The sequence below is a fragment of the Pelomonas candidula genome (genome assembly GCF_043555985.1).
GTDB classification, from domain to species: Bacteria; Pseudomonadota; Gammaproteobacteria; order Burkholderiales; family Burkholderiaceae_C; genus Pelomonas; species Pelomonas candidula.
In genome coordinates this window covers 18,641-31,953 of the sequence record NZ_JBIGIC010000021.1, presented here as the reverse complement: position 1 = coordinate 31,953, position 13,313 = coordinate 18,641, and the positions used below count along the sequence as shown (strand labels likewise).

The 13,313-nt window shown below is 68.9% G+C and carries 10 protein-coding genes; 4 read left to right on the top strand and 6 right to left on the bottom strand.

The window, feature by feature from the left end:
* Positions 1-30 precede the first annotated feature (30 nt).
* Positions 31-459, top strand: a complete 429-nt coding sequence (locus tag ACG04R_RS26785; RefSeq protein ID WP_394417272.1) for a hypothetical protein — start codon at positions 31-33, stop codon at positions 457-459.
* Positions 460-474: 15 nt separating this feature from the next.
* Here ACG04R_RS26785 and ACG04R_RS26780 read toward each other — a convergent pair whose 3' ends face one another.
* Both ACG04R_RS26780 and argH read right to left on the bottom strand, forming a co-directional pair.
* On the bottom strand, positions 475-951 hold the full coding sequence (locus ACG04R_RS26780; RefSeq protein WP_394417269.1) for a hemerythrin domain-containing protein: 477 nt from the start codon (positions 949-951) through the stop codon (positions 475-477).
* Between the two features lie 45 nt (positions 952-996).
* Positions 997-2,394, bottom strand: coding sequence for an argininosuccinate lyase (gene argH / locus ACG04R_RS26775; protein WP_394417266.1), 1,398 nt, complete (start codon positions 2,392-2,394; stop codon positions 997-999).
* A gap of 73 nt (positions 2,395-2,467) precedes the next feature.
* Between argH and ACG04R_RS26770 the strand changes: the two genes are divergently transcribed.
* Positions 2,468-3,577 (top strand): sensor histidine kinase, encoded by a 1,110-nt coding sequence (locus ACG04R_RS26770; RefSeq protein WP_394417263.1) that lies wholly within the window; start codon positions 2,468-2,470, stop codon positions 3,575-3,577.
* 25 nt (positions 3,578-3,602) lie between these two features.
* Here the strand turns inward: ACG04R_RS26770 and ACG04R_RS26765 are convergent, their stop codons facing one another.
* On the bottom strand, positions 3,603-5,276 hold the full coding sequence (locus ACG04R_RS26765; protein WP_394417261.1) for an alkaline phosphatase family protein: 1,674 nt from the start codon (positions 5,274-5,276) through the stop codon (positions 3,603-3,605).
* Positions 5,277-5,589: 313 nt separating this feature from the next.
* Here ACG04R_RS26765 and ACG04R_RS26760 point away from each other — a divergent pair, with 313 nt between their 5' ends.
* Both ACG04R_RS26760 and ACG04R_RS26755 read left to right on the top strand, forming a co-directional pair.
* Positions 5,590-6,411 (top strand): LytR/AlgR family response regulator transcription factor, encoded by an 822-nt coding sequence (locus ACG04R_RS26760; RefSeq protein WP_394417258.1) that lies wholly within the window; start codon positions 5,590-5,592, stop codon positions 6,409-6,411.
* A gap of 179 nt (positions 6,412-6,590) precedes the next feature.
* On the top strand, positions 6,591-7,652 hold the full coding sequence (locus tag ACG04R_RS26755) for a hypothetical protein (RefSeq protein ID WP_394417255.1): 1,062 nt from the start codon (positions 6,591-6,593) through the stop codon (positions 7,650-7,652).
* 7 nt (positions 7,653-7,659) lie between these two features.
* On the opposite strand, the gene ACG04R_RS26750 is transcribed toward ACG04R_RS26755, so the two are convergent.
* The 3 genes from ACG04R_RS26750 to ppc form a co-directional block, all read right to left on the bottom strand.
* On the bottom strand, positions 7,660-8,454 hold the full coding sequence (locus ACG04R_RS26750; RefSeq protein WP_394417252.1) for an alpha/beta fold hydrolase: 795 nt from the start codon (positions 8,452-8,454) through the stop codon (positions 7,660-7,662).
* A 194-nt stretch (positions 8,455-8,648) separates the two neighbouring features.
* Positions 8,649-9,953 carry a GGDEF domain-containing protein gene (locus ACG04R_RS26745; RefSeq protein WP_394417249.1) on the bottom strand — a complete coding sequence of 435 codons (1,305 nt, stop codon included), beginning with the start codon at positions 9,951-9,953 and terminating at the stop codon, positions 8,649-8,651.
* Between the two features lie 351 nt (positions 9,954-10,304).
* The gene (gene ppc / locus ACG04R_RS26740) at positions 10,305-13,091 is read right to left on the bottom strand and encodes a phosphoenolpyruvate carboxylase (RefSeq protein ID WP_394417246.1); all 2,787 of its coding nucleotides are present in this window, start codon (positions 13,089-13,091) and stop codon (positions 10,305-10,307) included.
* Positions 13,092-13,313 lie beyond the last annotated feature (222 nt).

Below are 13,313 nucleotides of genomic sequence, written 5' to 3'. Positions count from 1 at the left end.
GCCGAGCGCTAGAAAGCAATGGACGTCCCAGTGGCCGAGGTTGTCATCGATACAGGCAGCTTTTCAGCATCGAAACCCGGTGCAAATATCACCGGGGCGATCCATTTGCAGTGCGGGGATGATCAGTTTCCCGATGCTCGTTGGAACGACTTCCCGGTGATCGTCCTTGCGTGGTGGCTGAAAGGACTCCTGTCACTTGTTCGCGGCCAGGCGAGCGAGTGCGAAGCGTTCTTCATGGACGGGCCTTACAGATTCACTGTCAGGCTGATTGACGGCCAAACTGCGCGAATCACATTCAAGCGGGCAGGCGGCTTGACCGAGAAAGACGTCGCCTTTTCTGCCCTGTTTGCATCAGTTGCAGTTGCTGGCGCGGCTGCTGTGCACGAGTGCCGTGCCCGCGGGTGGGATAACAGTGATCTCGACGAATTGGCTCAGCTAGTTGCACAAGCTTCGATCTAGCCGTTCGTACAAAAGCTAGCTGCCGCAACTGCCCGACTCACAGCTGTGCGCGGCGCCTTCGGTGGCCGCCTTGCTGCACTCGCCTGTCACCGGGTCGAAGCCGCGCTGCTCCATCGTGTAGACCAGCGCTGCATCCATCATCTCGGCGTGCTGCGGGAACCAGCCCGCCAGCTCCGTGCGCAGGATGGACAGCGGCTCGCGGTCGTTCAGTTCGTTCGCGTAGCGCAGCGCCTCGCGCATCACGTTCAGCACCATCGCGTGCTGGCTGGCGTGGCAGTTCTGCGGCTCGAAGCCGCAGCGCGCCATCCAGTCCTCCTCCATCGCGAAGTGGGCCTCGGTGTGGGCCAGCAGCGCGTGGTAGGCGGGCAGGGCGTCGATCCTGGCGTCCAGCGCATCGCCGAATGCGTTCAGCAGCTCGATGAACTCCTGATGGGTGGTGTCCAGCGTGGGCTGGTTGAGGACGAGGTTGTCGGTCCAGGCAAGGGTGCTCATCTGACGGATGCTAGGCAGCGGGTCGGTGGATGTCGTTGAGCCAGCTCAAGCCAGGCGGGCGCGGTGGCGGGCCACCTGGGCGCGCACCTGGGCCGGCGCCGTACCGCCCAGCACGTTGCGGGCGTTGAGAGAACCTTCCAGCGAAAGCACGTCGAACACGTCGGCCTCGACGCGGGCGTCGAAGGCCTTCAGTTCGTCCAGCGACAGTGCGGCCAGGTCCACGCCCTTCGTCGTCGCCGTCTTCACGGCGTGGGCGACGACCTCGTGCGCGTCGCGGAAGGGCAGGCCCTTCTTGACGAGGTAGTCGGCCAGGTCCGTCGCCGTCGCGTGGCCCTTCAGCGCGGCGGCGCGCATGGCCTCGGGCTTGACGGTCAGGCCGGCCAGCATGTCGGCAAAGATGCGCAGCGTGTCCTTCAAGGTGTCGACCGTGTCGAACAAGGGTTCCTTGTCCTCCTGGTTGTCCTTGTTGTAGGCCAGCGGCTGGCCCTTCATCAGCGTGACCAGGCCGACGAGATGGCCGACGACGCGACCCGTCTTGCCGCGTGCCAGCTCGGGCACGTCGGGGTTCTTCTTCTGCGGCATGATCGACGAGCCCGTGCAGAAGGCATCGGGCAGTGCGATGAAGCCGAAGTTCTGGCTCATCCACAGGATCAGCTCTTCGCTCAGCCGCGAGATGTGCAGCATCACCAGCGTGGCGGCGGACGTGAACTCGATGGCGAAGTCGCGGTCGCTCACCGCATCGAGGCTGTTCTGCGCGCAGGCTTCCATGCCCAGCGTCTTCGCGACGCGCTCGCGGTCCAGCGGGTAGCTGGTGCCGGCGAGGGCCGCGGCGCCCAGCGGCAGGCGGTTGACGCGCTTGCGGGTGTCCAGCAGGCGCTCGGCATCGCGGGCGAACATCTCCACGTAGGCCAGCAGGTGGTGGCCGAAGCTGACCGGCTGCGCGACCTGCAGGTGCGTGAAGCCGGGCAGGATGACGTCGGCATGCTCGGCGGCCTTCTCGACCATGACGCGCTGCAGCGCCTTGAGCAACTCGCCGATCTCGTCGATCTCGCCGCGCAGCCACAGGCGCACGTCGGTGGCGACCTGGTCGTTGCGGCTGCGGCCCGTGTGCAGGCGCTTGCCGGCGATGCCCACGCGCTCGGTCAGGCGGGCCTCGATGTTCAGGTGCACGTCTTCCAGGTCCAGCTTCCACTCGAACTGGCCGGCCTCGATCTCCGCGGCGATCTCGTTCAGGCCACGCTGGATGGCGGCGTGATCCTCGGCGCTGAGGATGCCCTGCGCAGCCAGCATCTCCGCGTGGGCCAGGCTGCCCGTGATGTCGGCCCGCCACAGGCGCTTGTCGAAGCCCACGCTGGCCGTGTAGCGCTTGACGAGATCGCTCATCGGCTCGGAGAACAGGGCGGACCAGGCTTGGGACTTGTTGGCGAGTTGGTTGTCAGACATGGGACGGGGCATCGAAATTCCACGCGCACAATCGCGCGCAGCCCGGCATTATCGAACGCCGCTACTCCCGCCCATGCCCCTGTCCCTCTTCAAGCGTCGCCCGCCCGAGCCGAGACACAGCGCCTGGCAGGACTCCCTGCAGGTCAGCCAGTGGCTGGGCTTCCCGGCGACGGAGCTGCCGCAGCTCAATTCCGCACCGCTGCTGGACCCGACCCGCGCCTTCGATGTCTGCCACGTCGGCCTGGTGCTGCGTGCCGTGCTGGGTGTGCATCTGCTGCTGGCGCTGGGCGCCGCGCTGGTCGCCCGCGACGGCGCGCAGTGGATCACGCTGGTGGCGAACGGCACCGTCGTCACGATGTTCGCGTCCCTGTCGTGGCTGCTGGTCGTCTGTGCCGCCAAGCGGCTGTGGCCGCGCTTGCCGGAGCCGGCCCAGTGGTTCGCGCTGATGGCGTTGGGGGCCGTCACGGCGCTGCTGGGTTTTGCGATGCTCAACCTCGCGAGCGACGAGCCCGCCGCGCCCTGGCGCTGGGGCAGTGTCGCCATCACCGGTGCCAGTGGCGCGGCCATGCTGCTGGCCTGGCTCAAGCTGCGCGAGCACACGCAACGCCCGGCTGACGCGCTGGCCCAGCTCGTGGAGCTGCAGTCGCGCATCCGCCCGCACTTCCTGTTCAACACGCTGAACAGCGCCATCGCGCTGGTGCAGGTGGACCCGGCGCGCGCCGAAGGCGTGCTGGAGGACCTGGCCGAACTTTTCCGCGTCGCGCTGGCCGACGCCACCACCTCCGTCTCGCTGGCCGAGGAGGTGGAGCTGGCGCGGCGCTACCTGGCCATCGAGGAGATCCGCTTCGGCGAGCGTCTGCGGGTCACCTGGCACCTGGACCCGGCGGCCGACAACACCCAGCTGCCCCCGTTGCTGCTGCAGCCGCTGGTGGAGAACGCGGTACGCCACGGCGTGGAGCCCAACGACGAAGGCGGCGAGCTGAGCGTGACGACGCAGCGGCGTGGCAGCGAGGTCGAGATCCGCATCGTCAACAGTGTTGGCGCGCCGGCCCGCACCAGCGGCCACGGGCTGGCGCTGCGCAACGTGCGCCAGCGCCTGCGCCTGATGCACGACGTGGCGGCCCGCTTTGAGGTGGAGCCGGCCGAGGGGCGCTTCTCGGTGCACATCGTGGTGCCCGCCTGAGCCACATCGGCAGGCTCTGGCCGGATCAGTCGTCCAGCCGGCCGCCCTCGAACAGACCGGGCAACACGGCCGTGCCTTCCTTGCGGACGGCATCCAGCAGCGTGGGCTTCAGGCCCAGGGCCTTGACGATGGTCGGCGCGACCTGCTTGGTGCCCACCGCCTCGCGGACGACCTTGTGCTCCAGGCCGGGGTGGGACACCAGCAGTGCCACGTGGCCGTCGTCGGGCGCAAAGCCGCCGTGCTCCATGTCCTTGGACTTGCTCTTGGTGAAGATCACGCCCGGGTTGGGCTGCACCATGATGTCGGGTGTGCGCCCGTCGGCCGGATTGCCGAACTTGTGCGGCTGCTTGCTCAGGTCGATGACGGCGCCGCCGTTGTCGGCGCAGATGCCGTCGCCGCTGACGCGCAGCTTGCTCACCGGGTCCACCAGCGGGCAGGTCGTGTTGGACTGCAGCAGGTGGACGGCCAGGTCGCGCTGGCTCTGGTCGGCCAGCCAGATGAAGGCCACGTCGTCGGTGGTGACCGAACCCAGGGCGGCGTTGTTGCCGGTGACCGGGTCGGTGCCCCCGCCGACCAGCGCCCCCAGCGTTGGCGAGACGCGGTCGCCGATCTTCTTCAGACGCGAGTAGTCGGCCGGCGACTGGCCGTGCTTGGCGGTGAGGACGAACAGCGTGCGGTTGCGCAGGTGCTGCGCCTTCAGCGCCGAAGCGATCTGGCCGATGGCATCGTCGATGTAGGCGACGGCCGCCCTCACGTGCTGGTTGGGCGTGAAGGCCGCGTCGACGTAGCCACCGCCCTCGCTGTTCAGGGCTTTCTGGGCCACGCTCAACGTCTGGAAGTTGGTGCCGAAGATGGTGGGCACCGGCGCGGCCTTGGCGCCGGTGGAGTCCTTGCCGTGGATCTGGTTCAGGACATTGCGCAGATGGATGTTGTCGAAGACCTCGGTGTGCAGATAGGCCGGGTCGGTGGCGGTATTGCCGCTGAAGGACTGCGTGTAGTCGCTGCCGCCCGGGTTGCCGGCGCTGACCGACGCCGGGTCGATGGAGTTGATCTCGGTGCGGGCGAGGTCATCCACGCCCTTGCCGGACGGGCCGTTCACCCAATCGGTTCCCCAGGCGTGCTTGTCGGACCAGGCCGTGTGCGAGCCCGGCAGGTTCTTCTTGACCACCTCGAAGATGGTGTTCGTCTTGATGAAGTCGTGCGGGTAGACCGGCACGCAGTCGGCACCCAACTTGCGGCGCGGGATCTGCTGCGGGTTGAAGTCGCCGCCGCCGTCCAGGTGCAGCAGCGGACCGCCGTTGAGGTTGTCGATGCCGACCTGCTCCTGCAGGAATACCTCGACGCCCGGCTGGGACGAGCAGGTCGTGTCCCAGCCCGGGTAGAGCGTGCGGTCGTAGATGTCGTCGTAGAACAGGCCGGTGGAGATGGGGCCGCCGCCGGTCACCAGCGCGGCCAGCCCGGGCACGGAGTCCGACAGCCCGGGCGTGGTCGCCTCGGTGTAGGTCACGCCATGCTCGGCGAGCTCCGCGATGTGCGGGCAGGTGCGGTCGCGCATGCAACGCGCCAGGTCCTGCGCATGCATGCCGTCCACGCTGATCAGCAGCACATGGCGGACTTTGGCGTCGGCGTCTTCGGCGTGGGCCAGGCCGGCGCAGCCGAGCAGGGCGGCAGCGGCCGCGAGCGTCAAGCGATTGTTCATTCAGGGTCTCCGGAAGATGTTGGGAGGGGCAGGGGAGGCGCCGTCAATGTGAGGGGCGCGCATGACGGGTCGATGTCGGCGCTGGTCGCTTCAGGCCGCAACAGGCGCCTGCGAGGGGCGCTGTCGCCGGGTTCGGCGACGTCGGGCTTGCGGGGAGCTGTCGGCGCGGCTGCCGGCCCGCTCCACCGGGGGCCGATCTCCCGTCGTCAGTCCGACGATAGGATTCCCGCAGGCTTGGATGGACAGCAATGCAGCGTTCAACGGCCCTCGCTCGGCATCGCCCGATTCCCGCGCACAGCATGGAGACCCCGCGTTGATCACGTTGAAGATCCTCGTCGTCGATGACGAACCCCTTGCGAGGCTGCGCCTGCGGGGGCTCGTCGAGGCCATCACCGAGCCGCACTGCGAGGTCGTCGCCGAGGCCGCCACGGGCTCCCAGGCGGCGGCCTGGCTGCGCGATCACGGGTGCGACCTCGTGCTGCTGGACGTGCAGATGCCGGGCGTCGACGGCCTGGACTTTGCCGACAGCCTGGCCCAGCGCGCCGCCGCGGGGCATGGGGTGCCGCTCATCGTGTTCGTCACGGCCCACGCCATGCACGCGCTGCGCGCCTTCGAGCTGGATGCCATCGACTACCTCACCAAGCCTGTGCGCCGCGAACGCCTGCAGGCCGCGCTGGCCCGCGTGGCTCAGCGGCTGGCCGAGCGCGCTGCCGCCCAAGCCCTGCTGCCGCCCGACACGCCGGCCGCGCCGGAGGCCGACTTCATCACCATCACCGACCGCGGCCGGCTCAAGCGCGTGCCGGTCTCGGAGGTGCTGTACTTCAAGGCCGAGCTCAAGTACGTGACGCTGCGCACGGCCAGCGAGAGCCACGTCATGGACGGCGCGCTGTCCGACCTGGAACAGCGCCACGGCGAGCGCTTCCTGCGCATCCACCGCAACGCGCTGGTGGCCCGCTGGGCCGTGCGCGAACTGGAGCGCCATGCTCCGACCAACTTTGGCGAGCTGGACGATGGCGCGTCCGCCGACAGCGGCGACAGCTGGGCCGTGCGCATCGTGCACGTGGACGAATGGCTGGCCGTGTCGCGCCGGCAGGTGGCGGCGGTGCGGGAGGCGCTGGCGGGGAACCGCGGGTGAATGGGTGGCGCCGGTGGCTGGCGCTGGCTTTGCTGTTGGTGATCTCGTCACTGGCAGTGGTAGTCCGCCGCACTGATCGTGTCACCGTCGGTGCCATGCAGCCTGGTGCGCAGCATGTTGCTCAAGGGCCTGCTGTCGCCAGCGCCCCGCCGTCGGCAGCCAACGGGGCATCGACTCCCATGTCAGCGGCTGCACTGGACATCGCCAAGGCGGCGCAGGCGGCGTCTTCGCCCTACATTGACGTGTGCGGGCATGGCCGTGTGCTGAGTAGCGAACTGGATCTTCAAGAGGGCGCGCCACCGCCTGCTTGGCTGGAGGCGCTGGACCAGCAACGACAGCAGGCACAGGAGCAGGTGCTCAAGAGGATGGAGAGAGGGCCGACGAAGCAGCGCGTGGTGGCGGCACTGCTGCGCCAGGACTTGCAGACGGCGGCTCAGTTGGCCGCTCAGACCGACGATGCCACGGCTTACAAGCTGGCTTTGCGTGCCTGCCGCGAGGATGCGGCCTATCGATCCGCCTTCGCAGCCCGGCAAGCGATGCCGGCACCGCCCGCCGCGAGCGACATGGCGACAGCCGACCCGCCGCAGCCGGGCGCCCAGCCGACCGCCTGCGCGGCGCTAACGTTGGAGCGCATGGAGATGCTGGGGCCCCATGACGCGTGGCCCCTTCTGATCCGCCTGAGTGACGCGCGAAGCCGGCGGGACGAGGTGGCCGCGGGTCAGGCGCTCCACCAACTGGCGACTCGCTCCTTCCAACCCCGCAGTGCGAGGCCGTTGAGCGAGGTGCTGGCTGAGGCTGTCGATGCGGAGCCGACGATGGGTGAGTCGTGGGCGTTGATGATGGCCACGGGTGCGGACATGGCGGCGTCGTTTGACGGCTCTCCCATAACCGTCGCGCGGGCGTGCAGCCCGCAGCAGCTCGTCGATGCCAACCGGCGTCAGTTGTGCGAGCAGGTGGTGCGCCGACTACCCGACATCACGACGGAACTGAAAGATGCTCGCACGCTGTACGTGCTGGAGGAACGACTGTCGATGCCGCACAGCCGGCAGGCTGCCTCTCAGGCTGAAATGTTGCGGCTGCAAGAAGTCATGGCGGAGGGCAGCATGTCTTGGATGAAAGCGCCGACCTGCGCGAACTTCACTCTCGCTGGTCAGCAGGTCGCTGCGCTTGCCCGGCGGGGCGAACTGGTCTATCTGCATGCTAAGTTGAACGAGCGCGGGGGCGCGTCGGTACCGCGTTGATCGAGCCTCAGGCCGTCGGCACGCGCTGCATCGCGCCCAGGCTGTCGAGGATCAGCGGGTTCACCCGAGCCGCATCCGTGATGGGGGCCATGTGGCCCGCGCCTGCCAGCCAGCCGAAGCGCACCAGCGGCAGCCGCACGGCCAGGCTTTGCGCGACGCGGCGGGCGCTGGCGCGCGTGGCGGTGCCGCAGAAGAGCTGCACGGGCATGCGCAGCAGGTCCAGCAGGCTGTCGCTCCATTGCGCCGCGAACAAGGCCTCGAAGTGGCGGCGCACGGCGGGCATGGCGTCGGCGAGGCGCCGGCGCTGTGTGTCGTCCAGCTCGGGCCAGCCGTCGCGGCCATTCCAGTAAGCGCAGAAGCCGCGCGCGGCGGCCAGGGCGTCGTCGCCGTCCAGCGCGGTGGCCAGCGTGGCGGCGACATGCCGGATCTCTTCCCACTCCGGCTCGTTGGGCCCCAGCGCCGGCAGCAGGCCGAAGGCGACGGGTTCGTACAGCGTCAGCGACAGCACGCGTTGCGGGTGCTGCAGCGCGATCTGCAAGGCCACGGCGGCGCCGTAGCTGTGGCCGACGAGGTGAAAGCCCTGCTCGCGCGGCCAGGGCAGGCCTGCCAGCACGCCGTTGGCCTCGACGGCGAGCTGGCTGGGCATCAGCTCCGGCCAGCCGGGGCGGCCGCCGTGGCCGAAGAGGTCGGGGGTGTGCCAGCGCCAGGCGGGGCCGCCGTCGGCGACAAGGCGGCGCCATTGCCGGCCGCTGGCGGCGCTGGAGTGCAGGCAGACGACGGGCGTGGTGTGGAAGTCGGACATGGAAGTCTCCTGCGCGGATTGCCGACCATCCTCCAAGGCCTGCGTTTCAAAGGGACTGCAGGGCGCGCCGTTCTGGTTTCAATCGTTGCGGGCTGCGCTGCGTCGCGGGCCGCATCATTCCCGCGCATGCTCGCCGGCGGTGGGGAACATTCACGGCTGGGGCCCCGCGTTTGCGGGCGGCGCGGCCGACGGTTTCAGGCCGGGCCTTCGGCCACGACGCGGTTGCGGCCCTCGGCCTTGGCGCGATAGAGGGCCGCGTCGGCCGCGGCGAATACCTGGTCCAGCGGGCGGTCGCTGTCCATCGCCGCGACGCCGAAGCTGGCCGTCACGCGCAGGCCGGCGGCGAAGTCGTGGTTGGCGACCAGCGCGCGCAGCTTCTCGGCGATGGCCTGCGCCTGCGGCAGGTGGGTGTCGCGGCAGACGAGCAGGAACTCCTCACCGCCCCAGCGGCCCAGCAGGTCCTGCCCGCGTACGTGGCTGCGCACCAACGCGGCCAGCCCGGCCAGCACGCGGTCACCGGCCTGGTGGCCGTGGGTGTCGTTGACGGCCTTGAAGTGGTCGATGTCGATGAGCACCAGACCCAGCGGGTGCTGGTGCCGGCGCCAGTCGGCCAGCGCCTGCTGCAGCGCGTCCTCCAGCCCCTTGCGGTTGAGGGCGCCGGTCAGGGCGTCGGTGGTGGCCATCTGCACGAGCTGCTGGCTGCGCTTGTCCAGCGCGCGGTTGATGGCCCGCAGTTCCTGAGACTGCTGACGCTGCTGGCGCACGACGGTCTGCAGCCGTACCAGGCGTATGAACAGGTAGAGCAGCGCCAGTGCGAGCCAGATGCTCATGATGACGAGATACCAGTGCTCGGTGGACAGGGGCTGCACGTCGTACTCGACGCGTTTGAGCACGAAGCGGTAGTCGCCTGGCGGAGCCTCGGTGCCGGTGGTGACCTCGAGCGTGACGACGTTGTCGAACTCCGGCCGACCCAGCTGCGGCGCGATGTGGAACTGCTGCATCCACCAGTTCGCGACGACGAAGTTGCGCAGGTCCACTTCGACCATGCCGCCCTGGATGGATTTGGCGCTGACCTCGATGTGGTTGTACTTGGCAGCGTCTTCCTGGTTCTGCGGGATGCCGTAGGCCGGGCTGGCGTTGCGCAGCTGGATCTTCACGGTGCTCGCAGGGCCTTCATAGTCCAGCCACAGGCGCATGCGGCGCACCTCGCTGAGGTCCACGCCGTGAACGAGCTGTGGGTCGAGGCGCAGCGCGATGCCGCAGTAGGGATAGCGGAAGCGCTCGCGCAGCGTGCACAGCAGCTCGAACCCCGGCGCCGGGCCGCGCCGGACGTCGGAGTCGCCGCCATTGCGTCGGTCGGACATGGCCTCCGTCAGCACCGATGAGCCCGGCGTGATGACGCGCACCTGCTGCAGCAGCGCGTCCGAGAAGCGCACTGCGGCCACGCTCAGCAGCACCATCAGCAGCAGGCTGTACTCGAAGCGCCACCTGAATCCCATGCCGGGACTCTAGGGCCTGTTCACGCTACGGGAGCAGGCCGCGTTGTGACCAGAACGCCTGCGAGCAAGGCGCAAACCGAAGCCGGGTTCGACACCCGGCAAGGATTTGCAACGCCGCGCGCAGGCTTTCTGGCCACAACCCGAAGGGAAGGCCCGTTGCCAGGGGCCACTCAGCGTTGCACCGCTGGCCCGCATATCAATGCGGGCTGCGCGCCGCGCCTTGATTGGCCCCTGGCGGCGGGCCTTCGCGGCCTACTCCCGTAGTGTGAACAGGCCCTGGGCCGCGCCTCGCGCGCGCTGCCGCGCTCCTACAAACGGTGGTGCGACTTGTTACCGCTCACGGCGGCGCGTTCAACCCGTGTTGCGCAGGCCCGCCGCGATGCCGTTGATGGACAGATGGATGCCGCGCTGCACGCGTTCCATGGCCGGGTCGTCCGCCGAGATGTGGCGGTAGCGGCGCATCAGCTCGACCTGCAGGTGGTTCAGCGGGTCGATGTACGGGAAGCGGTGCTCGATGGAGCGGGCCAGCGACGGGTTGGCCGCCAGGCGCTTGTCGTCGCCGGTGATGAGGCCCAGCGCGGCCTGCGTGCGCTCGAACTCCTCGCGGATGGCCGCGAAGATGCGCTTGCCCAGCTTCTTGTCCTCGACCAGCTCGACGTAGCGTTCGGCCAGCGCCAGGTCGGCCTTGGCCAGCACCATGTCGAGGTTGGACAGCACGGCGCGGAAGAACGGCCAGCCCTTCAGCATGCGCTTGAGCAGCGCGAGATTCTTGGCGCGCTGCGTGGGCTCCTCGCCGAGGAAGGCCTCGACGCCCGAGCCGAAGCCGCACCAGCCCGGCAGCGCCACACGGGCCTGGCCCCAGGAGAAGCCCCAGGGGATGGCGCGCAGGTCTTCGATGGCGCGCGTGGCCTTGCGTGATGCGGGGCGCGAGCCGATGTTCAGCTCGGCGATCTCGCGGATGGGCGTGCTGGCGAAGAAGTAGTCGGCGAAGCCGTTGGTGCCGTAGACCAGCTTTCGGTACGCCGCGAAGCTGGCGTCCGACAGCGCCTGCGCGGCCTGCAGATAGCCCTTGGGGGCGCTCTGCGTCGGGTGCAGCAGTGTGGCTTCCAGCGTGGCGGCCACCAGCGTCTCCAGGTTGCGCCGGCCGATCTCCGGGTGGGCGTACTTGGAGGCGATGACCTCGCCCTGCTCGGTCAGGCGGATCTGGCCGTTCACGGTGCCCGGGGGCTGGGCCAGGATGGCCTGGTAGCTCGGGCCGCCGCCGCGGCCCACCGTGCCGCCGCGGCCGTGGAAGAGGCGCAGCGTGATGGGGCCGACGCGCTTGAGTTCGTCGAACAGTTCGACCAGCGCGATTTCGGCGCGGTACAGCTCCCACGACGACGTGAACATGCCGCCGTCCTTGTTGCTGTCCGAGTAGCCCAGCATGATGTCCTGCTCGCCACCGCTGCGGTCCACCATGCCGCGGATGCCGGGCAGCGCGTAGAACTCGCGCATGATGTCCGGCGCGATGCGCAGGTCGCCGATGGTCTCGAACAGCGGCACGATGATGAGATCGCTGGTCGCGTAGCCGTCCAGCGTGCCGCGCAGCAGGCCGGTTTCCTTCAGCAGGAGTGCCACTTCCAGCAGGTCGGACACCGACTCGGTGTGGCTGATGATGTAGTGGCGCAGCGCCTCGCGGCCGAAGCGGGCCAGCGCCTCGCGGGCGGCCTCGAAGGTGGCCAGCTCGAACAGCGTCTTGTCGGTGTAGCTGGCACCGATGACGCGCAGCGGCCGGGCGTCGCTCAGCAGCTTCAGCAGCAGCGCACGCTTGGCGTCTTCGTCCAGCAGCGAGTAGTCGCTCTCGATGCGGGCCGTGGCCAGCAGCTCGGCCAGCACCAGCTCGTGCTGGTCGCTGCTCTGGCGCAGGTCCAGCGTGGCGAGGTGGAAGCCGAACACCTGCACGGCGCGCATCAGCGGCGCCAGGCGCGGCGCAATCAGCGCCTCGGCGTGGTGGGTCTTCAGCGAGGACTCGATGGTGCGCAGGTCGGCCAGCAGCTCGTCGGGCGAGCGGTAGGGGTCCTGTGGCGCGACGGCGTGGCGCAGCGCCTCAGTGCCGGTCAGCGCGTGCAGCGTGGCGGCCAGGCGGGCGTACATACCGGTCAGCGCGCGGCGGTAGGGTTCGTCCAGGCGGTGGGCGTTCTGGTCGGGGCTGCGCTCGGCCAGGGCCTGCATGTCGGGCGTCACGCCGGTCAGGCGTAGCGAGATGGACAGCTCGGCGCCCAGCTCGTGCAGTTCGGTCAGGTAGTGGCGCAGGGCCACCTCGCTCTGGCGCTGCATCGCGCGCTTGAGCGTGGCGGCGCCCACGTTGGGGTTGCCGTCGCGGTCGCCGCCGATCCAGTTGCCCATGCGCAGGAAGCTGGGCAGCTTGCTGCCGGGCAGGTGCTCCTCCAGCTCGGCGTAGAGTTTGGGGATCTGGCGCAGGAAGGTCGAGTGGTAGTAGGAGAGGGCGTTCTCGATCTCGTCGGCCACCGTCAGCTTGGAGTAGCGCAGCATGCGCGTCTGCCACAGCTGCGTGATGCGGGCGCGCAGCAGGTTCTCGGTTTCGCGCTGCTCGCGCTCTGTGCCGGCGCGGTCACGCTGTTCCAGCAGCCCCGCGACGGCGCGCTCGGCGTCCAGGATGCTCTTGCGCTGCACTTCGGTCGGGTGGGCGGTCAGCACCGGAGAGATGAAGCCGCGTTGCAGCACCTCGGCGATCTCCGTCGGGCGGATGCCGTTCTCGTGCAGGTGCTCCAGGCAGTAGGCCAGGGAGCCCGGTTGCAGGCTGCCAGCGCGTTCGTGCACGTCGCGGCGGCGGATGTGGTGGCGGTCCTCGGCGATGTTGGCCAGGTGCGAGAAATAGCTGAACGCGCGGATGACGCTGACTGCCTGCTCGCCGGAGAGGCTCTTCAGCAGCTTGTCGAAGCGCTTGCCGGCTTCGCGGTCGTGCTTGTGACGGTAGGCCACCGACAACTGGCGTACGCGCTCGACCAATTCGTAGGCTTCACGGCCTTCCTGCTCCCGAATGACGTCCCCCAAAATTCGGCCAAGAAGCCGGATATCGGCCACCAACGGCTCGTTTTTGTCGATATCTTGGCGGGCAGGAGCGGCTCGTGAGGGCATGGCGGGTCGTCCGGGAAAAAGTTGGAAATCAAAAAGGTAACGAAGTTACCGAAATGTGACTCTAGCAGTTTCTTCTCCGAGCTAGCCCTCGGGACGATGAGTTGTTGCTGCAGTTACGGCAGGCATGCGCGCGATCGTGGTGCGTCGCCGCAGGTACTCCCCGCTGCGCCGGGGCGGACGGGCGGTTGCGTTCGGGCGCCACGAAGCGGGTGTTGCGGAAGT